Annotated in this window: 13 protein-coding genes; 7 read left to right on the plus strand and 6 right to left on the minus strand. The window is 68.2% G+C overall.

Annotation, left to right across the window (positions count from 1 at the left end; translation table 11 throughout):
- A partial coding sequence (locus GV790_RS30770) for a hypothetical protein (protein ID WP_218586439.1) occupies window positions 1-279 on the minus strand: 279 nt, incomplete at its 3' end.
- Between the two features lie 383 nt (window positions 280-662).
- Here GV790_RS30770 and GV790_RS19305 point away from each other — a divergent pair.
- Entirely contained in the window at window positions 663-1,172 is a 510-nt protein-coding gene (locus tag GV790_RS19305; protein WP_163814733.1) for a hypothetical protein, read from the plus strand.
- On the opposite strand, the gene GV790_RS19310 is transcribed toward GV790_RS19305, so the two are convergent.
- The 3 genes from GV790_RS19310 to GV790_RS19320 are packed head-to-tail and all read right to left on the minus strand — an operon-like array spanning window position 1,165 to window position 4,940.
- Window positions 1,165-2,937: an SDR family oxidoreductase gene (locus GV790_RS19310; protein WP_163814734.1), complete on the minus strand. Its 1,773-nt coding sequence runs from the start codon at window positions 2,935-2,937 to the stop codon at window positions 1,165-1,167. The two genes, GV790_RS19305 and GV790_RS19310, sit on opposite strands and share 8 nt — an antisense overlap.
- 12 nt (window positions 2,938-2,949) lie before the next feature.
- Window positions 2,950-3,987: a PDR/VanB family oxidoreductase gene (locus tag GV790_RS19315; RefSeq protein ID WP_163814781.1), complete on the minus strand. Its 1,038-nt coding sequence runs from the start codon at window positions 3,985-3,987 to the stop codon at window positions 2,950-2,952.
- Between the two features lie 50 nt (window positions 3,988-4,037).
- Window positions 4,038-4,940, minus strand: a complete 903-nt coding sequence (locus GV790_RS19320; RefSeq protein ID WP_163814735.1) for a metal-dependent hydrolase — start codon at window positions 4,938-4,940, stop codon at window positions 4,038-4,040.
- Window positions 4,941-5,156: 216 nt separating this feature from the next.
- Between GV790_RS19320 and GV790_RS19325 the strand changes: the two genes are divergently transcribed.
- Window positions 5,157-6,545, plus strand: coding sequence for a WS/DGAT/MGAT family O-acyltransferase (locus GV790_RS19325; RefSeq protein ID WP_163814736.1), 1,389 nt, complete (start codon window positions 5,157-5,159; stop codon window positions 6,543-6,545).
- A 53-nt stretch (window positions 6,546-6,598) separates the two neighbouring features.
- Here the strand turns inward: GV790_RS19325 and GV790_RS19330 are convergent, their stop codons facing one another.
- Complete coding sequence (locus GV790_RS19330) at window positions 6,599-7,483, minus strand: alpha/beta fold hydrolase (RefSeq protein ID WP_163814737.1); 885 nt, start codon at window positions 7,481-7,483, stop codon at window positions 6,599-6,601.
- 214 nt (window positions 7,484-7,697) lie between these two features.
- Between GV790_RS19330 and GV790_RS19335 the strand changes: the two genes are divergently transcribed.
- Window positions 7,698-8,438 (plus strand): glucose 1-dehydrogenase, encoded by a 741-nt coding sequence (locus tag GV790_RS19335; protein ID WP_163814738.1) that lies wholly within the window; start codon window positions 7,698-7,700, stop codon window positions 8,436-8,438.
- Between the two features lie 13 nt (window positions 8,439-8,451).
- On the opposite strand, the gene GV790_RS19340 is transcribed toward GV790_RS19335, so the two are convergent.
- Entirely contained in the window at window positions 8,452-9,990 is a 1,539-nt protein-coding gene (locus tag GV790_RS19340; RefSeq protein ID WP_163814739.1) for an aldehyde dehydrogenase family protein, read from the minus strand.
- A 208-nt stretch (window positions 9,991-10,198) separates the two neighbouring features.
- Here GV790_RS19340 and GV790_RS19345 point away from each other — a divergent pair, with 208 nt between their 5' ends.
- From GV790_RS19345 to GV790_RS19360, 4 genes are read left to right on the plus strand one after another with little or no spacing between them, the layout of a single operon-like run.
- On the plus strand, window positions 10,199-10,654 hold the full coding sequence (locus tag GV790_RS19345; protein WP_163814740.1) for a Zn-ribbon domain-containing OB-fold protein: 456 nt from the start codon (window positions 10,199-10,201) through the stop codon (window positions 10,652-10,654).
- Entirely contained in the window at window positions 10,651-11,151 is a 501-nt protein-coding gene (locus GV790_RS19350; protein ID WP_163814741.1) for a Zn-ribbon domain-containing OB-fold protein, read from the plus strand. The genes GV790_RS19345 and GV790_RS19350 overlap by 4 nt, the downstream gene beginning before the upstream one ends.
- On the plus strand, window positions 11,144-12,214 hold the full coding sequence (locus GV790_RS19355; protein WP_163814742.1) for a lipid-transfer protein: 1,071 nt from the start codon (window positions 11,144-11,146) through the stop codon (window positions 12,212-12,214). Before GV790_RS19350 ends, GV790_RS19355 begins: the two co-directional genes overlap by 8 nt.
- Window positions 12,211-13,365 carry a thiolase domain-containing protein gene (locus GV790_RS19360; RefSeq protein WP_163814743.1) on the plus strand — a complete coding sequence of 385 codons (1,155 nt, stop codon included), beginning with the start codon at window positions 12,211-12,213 and terminating at the stop codon, window positions 13,363-13,365. Before GV790_RS19355 ends, GV790_RS19360 begins: the two co-directional genes overlap by 4 nt.
- Window positions 13,366-13,386 lie beyond the last annotated feature (21 nt).

Here is a 13,386-nt window from a genome sequence, read left to right on the forward strand (position 1 = left end):
GCCGCCACCGCCGCCTCCTCCCCCACCGGTTCCGCCGGAGTCGCCACCGCCCGAGTCACCGGATCCGGCGATCCACCATCCACCGCCCGCGGCGGCCGCAGATCCGCCGCTGGTGCGACGCCTACCCGTCCGGCGATCGGCGCGAGTCCGCTGCGAACCCCGGGTACGCTCGGACCTGGCTGTTTCTGCCGAACGTCGCTGCTTCACGAGGAAGACGATCGCCACTGCCGCCGCGACCGCGACCAGCAGCAGCGCCAGCGCGATGAGAAATTCCGTCATCAGCTCTGGTTACCCGATCACGCAGGGGCGGAACCGCATTCGCCGCAACGGGCCCGCCGAGGGTGGCGGCGGCGGTTCTCGGTCAGGGATTCGCTCAGCCGCCACCACCGCAGCTGGAACCGCCTCCGCCACAACTCGATCCCCCGCCACAGCTCGCACCGCTTCCACTGTGATGGCCACCCCCATCCGGATACCCCGAACCGCCTGCCGCCCAGTAGGGTCCCGGCGGCCGACCTCGGTGCCGGGGCCGGCCCGCGCGCTGCACGGCGACCACGAACGCCACGATCCCACCGACCGCCGCGGTCACCAGCACGATCAGCACCAGCGAGAACATGATGAGCCCCATACATCGCAGCGTAGGGCTTCCGGTCCTACAGTGAACTGTGTTCGGATTCAGCAGACGAAGCCGCCGGGAAGTCGAGCTCGCTCGGGTCGATCGGGCGGTCCGGGACCTCGAGCTGCCGGACGCGATCTACAAGACCTGCCCGTGGCAGCCGCGCGAGCTGGTGGAAACCGGTCTGCGGCAGTGGCTTCGGTGTTGCGGAGCGGCCATGCGGGACGGGCAGGTGATCGGGATGCCGTCCCGCGCGGTGGACGAGGCATGGCACGGGTTGATCCTGTGCACCGAGCTCTACGCCCGCTTCTGCGAGCAGGCCTACGGTAGGTTCCTGCACCACTATCCAGAAGGGGTCGCTGCCCGCGCCGGCTCGCACGGCTCGATGAGCGCCCAGCTCGGGCGCACCGTCGTCGCCTGGGCGATGGTGGGCGCCCCCGGTGAGCCGTGCGTGTTGTGGGACCTCGACACCCGCGTCGGCGTCGACGCCCCGTGGGGTATCGACGCCGCGCGCGTGGCGGCCATCGAAGCCGAACTGCGGCGCGCAGAACTCAGGTGAGCTTCACCCGCGCCGCCACGAACCTGCCGATGGCGGGCGCCAACCGGCTCAGGTGATAGTTCACCCGAGCTTCCGGCGTCACCGGGACGATGCTGCGTCCGCGCGAGACCGCCGTCACGATCTGTTCGGCGACCTTGTCCGGGCCGTAACGACGCATCCGGTAGAGGTTGTCGTAGTGCTGCTGCTTGCGCTTTTCCTCATCAGCGTCGACGCCCGAAAATGTAGTGGTGGCAACGATATTGGTGTGCACGATGCCGGGGCAGATGGTGTGCACCCCGATTCCGCGCCCGGCGAGTTCGGCACGCAGGCAATCGGAGAACATGAAGACCGCCGATTTGCTGGTGGCGTATGCGCTGAACCCCTGCTGTGGTGAGTACGCGGCCATGCTGGACAGGTTCACGATATGCCCCGTACCGCGTTCTGCCATCGCGGGCCCGAATGCCCGGCATCCGTTGACTACTCCGCCGAGATTGATCCGCATCACCCGGTCGAACTCCGCCGACGGGGTATCGAAGAAATCGCCCGCCTGACCCACTCCCGCGTTGTTGACCAGAATGTCGGGCACACCGTGGGTTTCCAGCACGGCCCGAGCATGATCGTTCACCGCGGTTTCGTCGGAAACATCGAGCTGGTAGGCATGGGCGAGCCCACCGGCGGCGGCCACCAGTTCGGCCGTCTCCTTGGCCGCGGCCAGGTTGATATCCGACAGCACGATCTCGGCGCCCCGGCGCGCGAATGCCAATGCCGTCTCGCGTCCGATCCCACTGCCGCCGCCGGTGATCACCACCAGCTGATCGCCGAATTCGCCTCGGCTGCGGCCGATCTCGGCGCGACGCAAGCCACGCGGCGTGGGCCGTCCCGCGAGCGTGTCGATGAGTTCGGTCGTCGCGCTCGCCAGTAGCTCCGGGTGGGAGAACGGCATCCAATGCCCGGCGGGCACATCCCGGCGCCACAGCCGCGTCGCCCAGGTCCGTTCGTCGTCGTAGCCCGCGGGCCGGACCGCGACATCGCGTCCGGCGACGATCAACTGCACCGGCACATCGGTGTGTCGTTCCCGGGGAGCCAGCAGCCGCGGCAGGATATTCGCCCGGTAGATCAGCAGCCCGTCGACGATGTCCTGCCGGAAGGTGCTGCCGAGCGACACATTCGACGCCGAGGTCGCGTTCATCAATCCCACCAGCTGCCGCCAGCGTCCCTCGGTGGCCACCTGACCGAACACGACGCGCGGCAGCACCGGGGTCATGAAGAAGAAGGTGTAGGCCGAGGAGGCCAGCTGGGTGAGCGGCTGCCACACATTGCGCGGCGTCGGCCGCGACAGCCGCGCGCGCACCCATTTGCCGAGATGGTCCAGATTGGGCCCGGAAACCGAGGTGAACGAGGCGATGCGCCGGGATGCGCCCGGTTCGCAGACCGCTTCCCAGATGTGCACCGATCCCCAGTCGTGGGCCAGTACATGCACCGGCCGATCAGGGCTGACCGCGTCGGCGACGGCGAAGAAGTCCGAGGCCAGCTCGTCGAGCCGGAAGTCGGCGGTGCGCCGGGTGCGGGTGGACTCACCGTGGCCGCGGGTGTCGTAGCTGACGACGTGGAACCGGCGCGCCAGCAGCGGCACCACCTTGTCCCACAGGTGATGGGTGTCGGGCCAGCCGTGCACCAGTACCACGGTCTCGGCGGCTGGGTCGCCGTACTCGTGCACCGCGAGCGCGAACTCGCCGTTGTGCACGGTGCGCCGAAGGTGCTCCGGTTCGGATGATCGGGTGGTCACAGGTGGTCTCCTCTACAGGTCCAGCGTCAAACGTCCACCCGCCGAACGGGATACGCAGATGAGCATGTCCCCCGCGGCGCGGTCGGCCTCGGTGAGCACGGTGTCGCGGTGATCGGGCTGCCCGGCCAGCACCCGCACCGTGCAGGTGCGGCAGAAGCCCTGACGGCACGAATACGGCCGGTCCGGCCGGGTTTCCAGGATGACGTCGAGAGCCGTCCGGTCGGCGGGCACCTCGAGCACCTCACCCGTGGCGGCCAGCTCGATCTCGAAGGGCACGCCGTCGACGATCGGCGGCGGCGAGAACCGCTCGGAATGCAGTTCCACGCCGGGCAGGTGCCGGATCGCGTCGGCGACCATCCCGGTCATCGGCACCGGCCCGCAGCAGTAGACGGCGGTGCCGCTGGTGACGGCGGGCAGCAAGGCGGCCGCGTCGGGCAGCCCGTGCTCGTCGTCGGTGCGCACGGTGACCCGGCTGCCGAAGCGCTGCACCTCGTCCAGGAACGGGATGGTGTCGCGGCTTCGGCCGGTGTAGACCATGGACCAGTCGACGCCGAGCCGGTCGGCCAGCCGCATCATCGGCAGGATCGGGGTGATGCCGATTCCGCCGGCGACGAAATGCAGTCGCGTGGCGGGCGATCCGTAGCCGGGCACCGCGAACGGGAAGGCGTTACGTGGCCCGCGCACCGTGATCGGCGTGCCGACGACGAGGTCGCGGTGCACTTCGAGGGAGCCGCCACCACCGTCGGGGATGCGCCGCACGGCGACCCGATAGGCGCGCGCGTCGGCCGGATCGCCGCACAGTGAGTATTGCCGCAGCCTGCCCGACGGCAGTTCCAGGTCCAGATGCGCACCCGGACGCCAGGCCGGGAGTTCGCGGCCGTCGGGTGCGCGCAGCACCAGACTGATCACATCGGTGTCGCTGGCCTCGATCCGGCGTTCGGCGACCACCACCCGGATCCGGCCGTCATCGGCACGCGGCGCGCGCGGCCTGCGATTCACCCATGCGGCCCAGCGCAATCGAGCCTCGACGACCGCGTCGAGCACCCGCATCGTGCGATCAGTCGACCGTTTGCCGTACAGGTCGGCGGGCGGGGTGGCGATCACGACGCGGCTGCCCGGGCCGCCGGGGACGCGGCCAGATACGCGATGGCCTGCGCGGTGGAACCGACGGATTCCGGGTGGTAGCCAGGCTTGAAGGTCGACATCGCACTTCGCAGCAGCGATGGCACGCCGGGCAACGCTCCCCGCCACATCGCGGCGAAGATCGCCGGCACCAAGCGCGGGTACCCGTAGTCGGGCAGTGCCGGATCCTGGCGGACGAGGAACTTGGTGCCGCGCGCGACGAGCCCGATGAAGGCGGGGAAAACCAGCGTCATGATCGCCGCCCGCCGCAGGTACCCCGCACCGAAATACACCGCGACATCGTGCGCGACGTGCCGATGCTCGACCTCTTCGGCGCCGTGCCACCGGAACAGGTCGGCCACGCGAGGATCGGCGCCGAACTTCTCCAGCTCGGCATTGAGCACCCAGTCGCCGAGGTAGGCGAAGAAGTGTTCCAGGCAGGCGATGATGGTCAGCCGTTCCACGAGCTGCTGATGGCGCGCATTGCCGGTGTCGTCACGCGGTCCGAGCGAGATGCGGAACAGATACTCGGCCTGGCGCAGAAAAGGCTCCGGATCGATCCCGTGCGCGGCCAGCACCTCGTGCAGCACCTTGTCGTGGGTCTGGGCGTGCATTGCTTCCTGGCCGATGAAGCCGAGCATGGCTTCACGCAGCTTCTCGTCCCGCACCAACGGCAGCGCCTCGGTGTAGGTGGCGCAGAACATGCGCTCGCCTTCGGGAAGCAGCAGGTTCAGGGAGTTGATCAGATGCGAGGCGATCGGCTCGGCTGCCATCCAGTGCAACGGTGTGCCGGACCAGTCGAACCGCACATTGCGGGCATGCAGCGCCACCGGCCCCGGATCGGTATCCGGGCGCGGCCGGCCCCGGCGAAGTAGCTTCATCGATACTCCTCAGCGTGTCACAGCACCGTCGGCGGCGATCATCGTCGATCTTCCTTCACGACCGTAGCAATAGCATCCACATAGATGCAACCATGGGTTACATACAGATTCCGGACCGAGACACCTCGGTCACGATCTGGCAATACCGGCCGCTACTGTGATCGACTTCGCGCCGAACGGGCGAATTTCTAGAACACGTTCTAGTAGGCTTTTGCTATGGAACAACTCACCGGCCTGGACGCCAGTTTCCTCTATCTGGAGACCGGAACCCAGCATCTGCACGTCTGCGCCCTGCTGATACTCGACCCCGTCGAAGGCACCTACTCCTTCGACGAACTGAAGACCGAACTCGGCCGCCGGCTGCCACTCATTCCGCATATGCGGCGGAAGGTGCACGAGGTGCCGTTCAATCTCGACCATCCGGTTTGGGTCGACGACCCGAATTTCGACCTGGACTATCACATCCGCCGGGTCGGGCTGCCAAGGCCCGCCGGGCGCGCCGAGCTCGCCGAGCTCATCGGCGATATCGCCAGCCGCCCGATGGACCGGGACCGGCCGCTGTGGGAGATGTCGGTGGTGGAGGGCCTCGAGGACGGCAAGATCGCGGTGATCTGCAAATACCATCACGCCGCCGTCGACGGCATCACGGGCACCAACATGATGATGCACCTGTGCGATCTGGAGCCGGGCGCGTCGCGTCCCGATCCACAGCCATGGCAGCCCGAACCGGAGCCGAGCGATCTCGAACTGGCCGCCCGCGCGCTGGTGCGGTTCCCCGGCAAGGTAGGTGCGCTCGGGATGGTGCCCAAGACCCTCGGGATGGTCGCCGGATTCGCGCAGCGGCGACGAAAGAACCAGGCGGGCATGGCGTTACCGTTCTCCGCACCGCGCACCCCGTTCAACAAGGCCATCACCTCGCACCGCGCCGTCGCGTTCACCAAGGCCGATCTTGGCGCGATCAAGGAGATCAAGGCGGCCTTCGGCGTCAAGGTCAACGATGTGGTGCTCACGATCGTCGGCGGAGTACTGCGCACCTACCTCGACAGCCATGGCGAGCTGCCCGATCGCTCGCTGATCGCCTCGGTGCCGGTCTCGGTGCACGATTCCACCCGGCACACCGAGGGCATCAACAAGGTCTCGACGCTGTTCTGCCGGCTCGGCACCGATATCGCCGATCCGGAGCAGCGGCTGAAGATGCTCGCCGCCACGAACGAGGAAGCGAAGAAGGAGCACGATCTGATCGGCGCCGACTTCTTGCAGGACTGGTCGAAGTACGCACCGCCCAACACCTTTCAGCTCGCCTCGCGGGTCTATTCGTCGCTGAAACTGGCGCAGGCGCATCCGGTGGTGCACAACCTGGTGGTGTCCAATGTTCCCGGGCCGCCGATGCCGCTGTATTTCCTCGGCGTGCGGGTGGACGGCATGTATCCGTTCGGGCCGGTCTTCCACGGCGCGGGGCTCACCGTCACCGTGCTGTCCAATTGCGGCGATCTGGACTTCGGGTTCATCGCCTGCCGTGAATTGGTCCCCGATGTCGGCGAGCTCGCCGATGCGGTACCCGCGGTGATCGCCGATCTGCTGGCCGCGGCGCGAGCTCGGGGCTGATCACGCTCCGACCGACCGCCCTGTTCGCCACCGGCGTCGAACAGGGTCGTCCTTCACAAACGTGCCGCCACCGCCGCGCAGGCCTCGTCGAGCACCGGAACGAACCGGTCCGCGGCGAACGCGCAGGCCGTATGCCCCGCAGGAACCGGATGGATGCTCGCCCCCGGTATCGCGGCCGCCATGTCGATCTGCCGGTACACCGGAATCGCCCTGTCCTTGGTCGTGATGACCACCGCCGTCGGCATCCGCAGGCTCGACAGCCATTCGGTCGCGTCGAACCGGCCGATCTCGGCCAATATCGGAGTCAACGCCCACCCGCTGGTACTGCGGAACTCCCCCATCGCCCATCGGCGCAGCTGTCCGGGAATCAATGCCACCGGCAGCTCCGGTAGCGCTTCGGCCAGCCGCTCGGCCCGCCGATACGGGTAATCGCCCAGCGCACCCGCCATGGCCGCGAAGCTGCGATGAAAGGCCCGCTCGCGCCATTTGTCCTGGAAGCGATACGGAGTCGCGCACAATACGAGCCCGGCCACCCGCTCCGGATGACGGTGCGCGGTCAGCAGCGAGACCACGCCGCCCAGCGAATAGCCCACGCAGACAAAGCGTTCCAGCCCCAGCGCGTCGGCCACCGCGACCACGTCATCGGCGCAATCATCGAGCCGGAAGCGCTGCGAGCGGATGCCGCGCCCGTGCCAGCGTTGATCGAAGAGCACGATCCGGTAGCGCCGCGAGAGCGTCTCCAGCGCCGGAAACCAATTGAGCATCGCGGTGCACGCCGTGCCGTGCAGCAGGATCAACGTCGGCGCGTCCGGCGGGCCGGGAAGGTCGACGACGTAGGTGCGTCCGCGGCCGGGCAGCTCGAGCAGGCGCCCGCCCGGGATCTCATCGATCTCGGGCACCACGAACGGACCGGTCCGCACCGATCGGCCTGTTCCCATCGCGAACCTCCATGGGCTCATCCGCGCACAGTTTCTAGAACTCGTTCTACTCGATGATGCCACACCGCGACCGGGCCGCCGACCCCACGCCACCGCGAATGTTCCACCAATTCCCACGGTCCACACCCGATGGCAAACTTCCGCAGCGAAACCGCGCGGCATTTCTGTAACGTGTTTCACCAGCAGTCAGGGATTACCGAAGAGGAGATCGGCAATGGCACGGTTGACCGGCAAGGTGGCATTGATCAGCGGCGGATCGCGCGGGATGGGCGCCGCGCACGCGCGCGCGATGCTGGCCGAGGACGCCAAGGTGGTGATCGGTGACGTCCTCGACGAGGAGGGCAAAGCACTGGCCGAGGAACTGGGTCCCGATATCGCCTACGTCCACCTCGATGTGCGCGAACCCGAGGATTGGCGCGCCGCCGTCGCGGCCGCGGTCGACCGGTTCGGCTCGCTGAACGTGCTGGTCAACAATGCCGGCATCGTCAACGGCAATCTCATCGCCGACTTCGAATACGCCGAATGGCGGCGGATCATCGATATCAACCTGACCGGCACCTTCCTCGGCATGCAGGCCGCCACTCCGGCCATGATCGCGGCCGGTGGCGGCTCGATGATCAACGTCTCCTCCGTGGAGGGCCTGCGCGGCAGCCCGGGTCTGCACGGTTACACCGCCAGCAAGTTCGGCGTGCGCGGGCTCACCAAGTCGGTCGCGCTGGAGCTGGCGCCTCACGGCATCCGGGTGAACTCCATCCACCCCGGCCTCATCCGCACCCCGATGACCGAGGGCATCCCGGAAGACTTCCTGCAGATCCCGCTCGGCCGCGGCGCCGACCCCGAGGAGGTCTCGGCGCTGGTCACCTACCTCGCCAGCGACGAGTCCTCGTATTCGACCGGCGCGGAGTTCGTGGTGGACGGCGGGTTGACGGTCGGCGTGCCGCACAAATCGTTCTGAACCCGCCGCCCCGTCAGGACATGAGCTTGCGGGCGATGGAGCTACCGAATGCCAGGTCGATCATCCGCTCCAGCGTCCGCACGGTCTTGTCGGTGTAGGGGTACCAGATGTTCTCCTTCTTCAATCCCCACCGATCCAGTAGCACCGGCTGGGCGTGGGTGAAGCCACGCAGGGCGTCCCGGCCGTTGACGTGGCCCAGTCCACTGTCCTTGCGTCCGCCGAACGGCGCCTCGGGCACCCCGTAGATCACCGAGGCGTCGTTGTGCACCACCGACCCGGTGCGCAGCTGTTTGGCGAGCCGGACCACGGTGTCCGGGTTCTTACTGAACACGCTGCCGCTGAGTCCGTAGGCGCAGTCGTTGGCCATGCGGACCGCCTCGTCCTCGTCGGCGACCCGCATGATCGCCACGACCGGGCCGAAGGTCTCCTCGCGCATCAGGTCCATGTCGTGGGTCACGTCGACGATCAGCGTCGGCTGGAAGAACACCCCGTCCGCGGTGTCGCTCTTGCCGCCGACCAGCACCTTGGCGCCCTTGGCCACCGCGTCGTCGACATGCCTGGTGACGATGTCGAGCTGGCGATCCCAGAACAGCGGACCGACATCCTTGCCGGTGCCGGGACCATAAGTGACGGCTCGGGCCTTCTCCTGGACCTTGGCGATGAACTCGTCGGCGACGCTGTCCACCACGTAGATCCGCTCGACGCCGACGCAGACCTGCCCGGTATTGAACATCGACAGATACACCGCACCCGCCGCGGCGCGCTCCAGATCGGCGTCGGCGCACACGATCATCGCGTCCTTACCGCCGAGCTCCATGGTGCACGGGATCAGCCGGGCCGCGCAGGCGGCGGCGATCTTCTTGCCGGTGGGCACGCTGCCGGTGAAGGAGATCTTGTCGATATCGCTGTCCACCAGCGCGGCCCCGGTCTCGCCGTCACCGTGCAGCACCTGCACGACGTCGTCGGGAACACCGGCCTCACGCAGGATCTGCACCGCCCATTCGGCCGAATGCGGCGTCACCTCGGAGGGTTTGAGCACCACCGAGTTGCCCGCGAGCAGCGCCTGCGCGACCGGGTTGAGCGAGAGCACGAACGGACCGTTCCACGGCGTTATCACGCCGACAACGCCCAGCGGCTGATAGTTGATGCGGAGCTTCTTCAGCGGGGCGAGGTAGCCGTGCAGCCGTCGCTTCTCGTCGGCCAGGTCCTTGCGCGCCCGCCCGCTCCAGTAGTTGAGGAAATCGCAGGAGGGCACGATCTCCACCGCGAGCGCCTCCACCCGCGGTTTACCGGTTTCCGCCTGCACGGTGGCCACGATCTCGTCGCGCCGCGCGACCAGCACCCCGACCGCGCGACGGATGATGTCCGCGCGTTCTTCGACCGGGCGGGCGGCCCATCCCGGCTGCGCCGCACGGGCCCGGCGTACCGCCTCGGCGACCTCGTCCGCGGTGCTCACCACGATCTCACCGACCTCGTCGCGGGTCGCCGGGTTACTCAGGCCGAGCCTGCGGTGGCCGTCGGCCGTTGCGGGCAGCGAGTGGACTATGGCCATGGGAATCTCCTCACCCGAGGAACGCTTCTGAAACAAGTTCTACTTCGGCGCCAGACTACGACATCGCCGACCGGCTGTACATGCCCCTCAATCACCTGTTTCAAACGACTGATTGACACGCGGTACGGCACTGGGTCACGATCGACTCGCGGCCCGCTCCCCCGCCGGGGCCCGGCCGCCACTCTCGGTACCAGTCGGCAGGAGCCTCATGACAGCCGAAACACCCCACGACAGCTTGAATGCGCCCTACAGCCTGCAATTCCCGTTCAACCGCACGGTCGGCCCGACGATCGGGGCCTTCCTCGGTGGCCTGCGCGAGGGCAGGCTCTTCGGTACCCGCACCGATCGCGGCACCGTGCTGTGCCCGGCCGCCGAGTTCGATCCGGAGACCGCCCGGGCGACCGGCGAGCTGGTCGAACTCGCCGAGACCGGAACGGTGCGGCACTGGACCTGGGTACCGCACCGCGCCGGCGACGACATTCCGCACGACTACGCCTGGGCGTTGATCAGCATCGACGGCGCCGAGGGCGGGCTGTTCCATGCCGTCGACACCGGCGGCGACCCCGCACGCATGACACCGGGCCTGCGAGTCACCGCGCGCTGGCGCGACGAGCGAGTGGGCAGCATCCGCGACATCGTCTGCTTCGAGCCGGTGGCCTCATGAGCACCCGGCTGCCCGAACCCGTCACCGAGTTCACCAATCCATTCCGGATGGACTACACCTACGTCGCGGGGGTGGGCCGATCGGTGTTCCTGCGCGGACTGTCGAAACGGCACCTGCTGGCCCGCCGCTGCCCGAGCTGCGCCCAGGTGTACCTGCCGCCGCCCGAGTTCTGCTCGCGCTGTCTGACCGAGCTGTCCGAGCCGTTCGAACTGCCCGGCGACGGCATCATCTCGACCTTCTGCGTGGTGAATTTTCCGTTCCCCGGCCAGGTCTTCACCCCGCCCTACGTGGTGGCCCACATCCAGGTGCGCGGCGCCGACACCCGGCTGATGCATCTGATCCAGGAGATCGAGCCCGGCCGGGTGCGCATCGGCATGGCCGTCGAACCGGTCTGGTGCGCCGACGACGCGCTCGAGACATCGATGAACGCCATCCGTTACTACCGGCCCCTCACTGCCGGCGAAATCCGCACCGAGGCAGGGGGTTCCGATGCGTGAGGTGGGTATCGTCGCCTTCGCCCAGTCGCCGTGCGCGGCCGCCGACCGGCGCCACGATATGGCCGAGATCCTGCTGCCGGTGATCCGCCGCGCCCTCGACACCGCAGGCATCACCCGCGACGACGTGGATTTCTTCGCCTCTGGCAGCCACGACTTCTTCGAGGGCCGGACCTTCGCCTATATCGAATCCCTCGATGCGGTGGGGGCGTGGCCGCCGATCTCGGAATCGCATGTCGAGATGGACGCGGCCTGGGCCTTGTACGAGGCATGGAGCTGGTTGCAGCTCGGTGAGGGCGATATCGCGGTGGTGTACGGCATCGGCCGTGGGTCCTTGCCGCAGGATCTGGATCAGGTGATGGCCGCGCAGCTGGATCCGTATTTCCTCGCACCCTTGCGCCCGCATCGCGATGCCATCGCAGCGTTGCAGGCGTCGGCGCTCATCGAGTCCGGCGCGGTGAGCGAACGTGAACTGGCCGAAGTTGTTTCGCGCAGCCTCGCGGCGGCCGCCGGTAACCCCGCCGCACAGATATCCGGCGAGTATCCGGTAGATCAGCTACTGGAAGCGCCCTACATCGCATCGCCGCTGCGCGCCCACGACGTGGGGCCGGCCGGGGACGCGGCGGCGGTCGTGGTGCTCGCCGCGGGCGATGCCGCGCGCAGGCTCGCCGCCCGGCCCGCGTGGGTGCGCGGCGCCGATCACCGGATGGACAGCCACTATCCGGGCACCCGCGATCTCACCCGCGCCGACACCGTCGATGCCGCCGCCGCACGGGCCACCGAGCTCGCGGGCTTCGGCCCGGCCGAGGTAGACATCGCCGAATTACATTGCGAATACAGCTATCAGGAACCGCTGCTGGCGCGCACGCTCGGCCTCGACGGCGCTCGCATCAATCCCGGAGGCGGACCGCTGGCCGGGCGGCCCGCGACCGCCACCGGCCTGATCCGGATCGGCGAGGCCGCCGCGCACATCCTCGACGGGCGCGCCGACCGCACCCTCGCCCACGCCACCAACGGCCCCGCACTCCAGCAGAACCTGATCTGCCTGATGGAGGGAGATCGATGAGAACCGCGGTCATCGGCATCGGCCAGAGCAAGCAGGCCAAGAAACGCGAGGTCACCATCGGCGGGCTGGTCCGCGAATCGGTCGACGCCGCGCTCGCCGACGCCGGACTCGAACACCGCGACATCGACGCCATCGTGCTGTCGAAGACCCCGGACCTGTTCGACGGAGTGATGAATCCAGAGCTGTATCTGGCCGATGCGATGGGCGCACGCGGATTGCCGGTCACCCGGGTGTTCACCGGCGGCAGCGTCGGCGGGCACGCGGCGATCTACGGGGCCCACCTGGTGCAGGCAGGGCTGGCGCGCCGGGTGCTCGTGGTCGCCTATTCCAAGGAATCCGAAGGCGATTTCACCTGGGCGCTCTCGCGCGGCCTGCCCTTCAGCGCCAATCTCGGCGCCGGGGCGGGCGGTCATTTCGCGCCGGTCATCCGTGAATACATCCGCCGGTCCGGCGCACCCGAGCACATCGGCTGGCAGGTCGCGGTCAATCATCGGCTCAACGCGACGCGCAATCCGTACGCGCACATCCAGCGTCCGGATATCACCGTCGAGGAGGTGCGGGATTCGCGGATGCTGTGGGATCCGATCCGGTACCTCGAGTCGTGCCCGTCCTCGGACGGCTCGTGCGCGGTGGTGCTCGCGGGCGAAGCCGACGCCGAGCACAACCCGCAGCCGCCCGCCTGGATCCACGGCATGGCCTGGCGCACCGAGACCGGCCATTTCGCCGGGCGCGACGAGGTGAATCCGGAAGCGGGCAGGCAATGCGCCGCCGAGGCCTATCGGCAGGCAGGCATCACCGATCCGGCCCGGGAGATCGACACCGCCGAGCTCTACATCCCCTACAGCTGGTACGAGCCGATGTGGCTGGAGAACATCGGGCTGGCCGAGGTCGGGGCGGGCTGGAAGATGGTCGATTCCGGTCGCACGGCCTTCGGCGGAGAACTGCCGATCAACCCGTCGGGCGGGGTGCTGTCCGGCAACCCCACCGGCGCTACCGGCCTGCTGCGGTTCGCCGAGGCCGCGCTCCAAGTGCGCGGCACCGCGGGCGCCCATCAGGTGCCCGACGCGAAACTCGCCATCGGCCACGCGATGGGCGGCGCCTCGCAATTCCATGCCCTGTGGGTCGTCGGCAGCGACCGGCCCGAGCACTGATCACCAGCACACATCAACGCG

The sequence above is a fragment of the Nocardia cyriacigeorgica genome (assembly GCF_010858045.1).
GTDB classification, from domain to species: Bacteria; Actinomycetota; Actinomycetes; order Mycobacteriales; family Mycobacteriaceae; genus Nocardia; species Nocardia cyriacigeorgica_E.